Origin of the sequence: Acinetobacter sp. 226-1, from assembly GCF_030329325.1 — a bacterium.
Taxonomy (GTDB): domain Bacteria; phylum Pseudomonadota; class Gammaproteobacteria; order Pseudomonadales; family Moraxellaceae; genus Acinetobacter; species Acinetobacter sichuanensis.
This window is the reverse complement of record NZ_JACANU010000031.1, coordinates 2,044-5,565: the sequence shown is the minus strand read 5'-3', so window position 1 is coordinate 5,565 and position 3,522 is coordinate 2,044. Positions and strand designations below refer to the sequence as shown.

General features: G+C 47.6%; 2 rRNA genes. Both read right to left on the bottom strand.

Going from position 1 to position 3,522, the window contains the following annotated elements:
• Positions 1 to 13: 13 nt before the first annotated feature.
• Positions 14 to 128, bottom strand: a 5S ribosomal RNA gene (gene rrf / locus HX124_RS17545).
• A 177-nt stretch (positions 129 to 305) separates the two neighbouring features.
• A 23S ribosomal RNA gene (locus HX124_RS17540) occupies positions 306 to 3,197 on the bottom strand.
• Positions 3,198 to 3,522 lie beyond the last annotated feature (325 nt).

Sequence of the window (3,522 nt, the reverse complement as noted above, 5' to 3'; positions counted from 1 at the left end):
TTTTAGATTTAAAAGCTGGCGATGACTTACTCTCACATGGGTAACCCCACACTACCATCAGCGCAAAGAGGTTTCACTTCTGAGTTCGGGAAGGGATCAGGTGGTTCACTCTTGCTATTGTCGCCAGCAAACTGTTTATGGATACTTGCTTTGGTCTTATTTCTTCACTTTTCAGTGTGTGCCAATGCTTTTTCCAAAAGAGTTATTAACAGGAATCTATTTGAGTTGATATTGTAACTAGCTTTTTCACTAAATCAAGTATTTTGCATTGAATTTATCGAAACATACAACTGTTTGGGTGTTGTATAGTCAAGCCTCACGAGCAATTAGTATTGGTCAGCTTCATGCATCGCTGCACTTCCACATCCAACCTATCAACGTCGTAGTCTTCAACGGCTCTTTAGAGGAATAAATTCCTAGGGAAATCTTATCTTGAGGTAGGCTTCCCGCTTAGATGCTTTCAGCGGTTATCCCTTCCGAACATAGCTACCCGGCGATGCGACTGGCGTCACAACCGGTACACCAGAGGTTCGTCCACTCTGGTCCTCTCGTACTAGGAGCAGATCCTCTCAAATTTCCAGCGCCCACGGTAGATAGGGACCGAACTGTCTCACGACGTTCTAAACCCAGCTCGCGTACCTCTTTAAATGGCGAACAGCCATACCCTTGGGACCTGCTTCAGCCCCAGGATGAGATGAGCCGACATCGAGGTGCCAAACACCGCCGTCGATATGAACTCTTGGGCGGTATCAGCCTGTTATCCCCAGAGTACCTTTTATCCGTTGAGCGATGGCCCTTCCATACAGAACCACCGGATCACTAAGACCTACTTTCGTACCTGCTCGACTTGTTGGTCTCGCAGTTAAGCGCGCTTTTGCCTTTATACTCTACGCGTGATTTCCGACCACGCTGAGCGCACCTTCGTACTCCTCCGTTACTCTTTAGGAGGAGACCGCCCCAGTCAAACTACCCACCAGACATGGTCCTCGTCCCGGATAACGGGACAGAGTTAGAACCTCAATATTACCAGGGTGGTATTTCAAGGACGGCTCCATGACAACTAGCGTCGTCACTTCAAAGCCTCCCACCTATCCTACACAAGTAAGATCAAAGTTCAATGTCAAGCTGCAGTAAAGGTTCACGGGGTCTTTCCGTCTAGCCGCGGGTACACCGCATCTTCACGGCGATTTCGATTTCACTGAGCCTCTGCTGGAGACAGCGCCCCCATCATTATGCCATTCGTGCAGGTCGGAACTTACCCGACAAGGAATTTCGCTACCTTAGGACCGTTATAGTTACGGCCGCCGTTTACTGGGGCTTCGATCAAGAGCTTCGCTTACGCTAACCCCATCAATTAACCTTCCAGCACCGGGCAGGCATCACACCCTATACGTCCACTTTCGTGTTTGCAGAGTGCTATGTTTTTAATAAACAGTTGCAGGGGCCTAGTTTCTGTGGCTGCCAACAGCTCAAGAAGCAAGTTCTATCACCATCGGCAGCGTACCTTCTCCCGAAGTTACGGTACCATTTTGCCTAGTTCCTTCAGCAGAGTTCTCTCAAGCGCTTTGGTCTACTCGACCTGACCACCTGTGTCGGTTTCGGGTACGATTCCTGTGTAACTGAAGCTTAGAGACTTTTCTTGGAAGTATGGTATCAGCCACTTTACTGTACAAGTACAGCTTGCTATCAGTTCTCAGCATAGAGCACCCCGGATTTGCCTAAGATGCATGCCTACAACCTTTCACCTGGACAACCAACGCCAGGCTGACTTAACCTTCTCCGTCCTCTCATCGCATTACACAGAAGTATTGGAATATTAACCAATTTCCCATCGACTACGCCTCTCGGCCTCGCCTTAGGGGTCGACTCACCCAGCCCCGATTAACGTTGGACTGGAACCCTTGGTCTTTCAGCGAACGGGTTTTTCACCCGTTTTGTCGTTACTCACGTCAGCATTCGCACTTCTGATACCTCCAGCAGACTTCTCAATCCACCTTCATCGGCTTACAGAACGCTCCCCTACCACGTATACAAAGTATACATCCGCAGCTTCGGTACTATATTTTAGCCCCGTTACATCTTCCGCGCAGGCCGACTCGACTAGTGAGCTATTACGCTTTCTTTAAAGGGTGGCTGCTTCTAAGCCAACCTCCTAGCTGTCTATGCCTTCCCACATCGTTTCCCACTTAATATAGATTTTGGGACCTTAGCTGGCGGTCTGGATTGTTTTCCTCTTGACTACGGACGTTAGCACCCGCAGTCTGTCTCCCGGATAGTACTCATTGGTATTCGGAGTTTGCATCGGTTTGGTAAGTCGGGATGACCCCCTAGCCGAAACAGTGCTCTACCCCCAATGGTATTCGTCCGAGGCGCTACCTAAATAGCTTTCGGGGAGAACCAGCTATCACCGAGTTTGATTAGCCTTTCACCCCTATCCACAAGTCATCCCCTGGCTTTTCAACGACAGTGGGTTCGGTCCTCCAGTTAGTGTTACCCAACCTTCAACCTGCTCATGGATAGATCACCCGGTTTCGGGTCTATACCCAGCAACTATACGCCCTATTAAGACTCGATTTCTCTACGGCTCCCCTATACGGTTAACCTTGCTACTGAATATAAGTCGCTGACCCATTATACAAAAGGTACGCAGTCACCGAACAAGTCGGCTCCCACTGCTTGTATGCATGCGGTTTCAGGATCTATTTCACTCCCCTCACAGGGGTTCTTTTCGCCTTTCCCTCACGGTACTGGTTCACTATCGGTCAGTCAGGAGTATTTAGCCTTGGAGGATGGTCCCCCCATATTCAGACAAGGTTTCACGTGCCTCGCCCTACTCGTCATCATTATATGTGCCCTTTCGTGTACGGGACTATCACCCTCTACGGTAGCACTTCCCAGAGCTTTCCGCTAAAACACATATAACTTAATGGGCTGATCCGCGTTCGCTCGCCGCTACTGACGGAATCTCAATTGATTTCTTTTCCTAAGGGTACTGAGATGTTTCACTTCCCCTCGTTCGCCTCGTATGACTATGTATTCATCATACGATACCTACCTTATGGTAAGTGGGTTTCCCCATTCAGAAATCTCCGGATCACAGGATATTTGCCGCCTCCCCGAAGCTTATCGCAGGCTATTACGTCTTTCATCGCCTCTGACTGCCAAGGCATCCACCACATGCACTTAATTACTTGACTATACAACCCCAAACAGTCGTTAATCCCTACAAGTAGGATAACAACAGATCATGATGACTAATCATCACTCTCATACAGTTCGAAGTACTGTGCACTTAAGCACTGTACAGCTTCAATCTAAATTCATATACCAAAACGCTTGATTCAGTTTAATCGCTAGTTTCTCATTTCTTTTATTCACTCTAATATGTCACTTGCGTGTCACATTATTGTGTTTTATTAAAACGAGTATGAACAATTTATTTCAACTCAAATATATTCTGTTAATGATTGCTCTAGCCTTCGTCAGGTCTAGAAACTGTGATAAATCACAGAAGTTAATAAG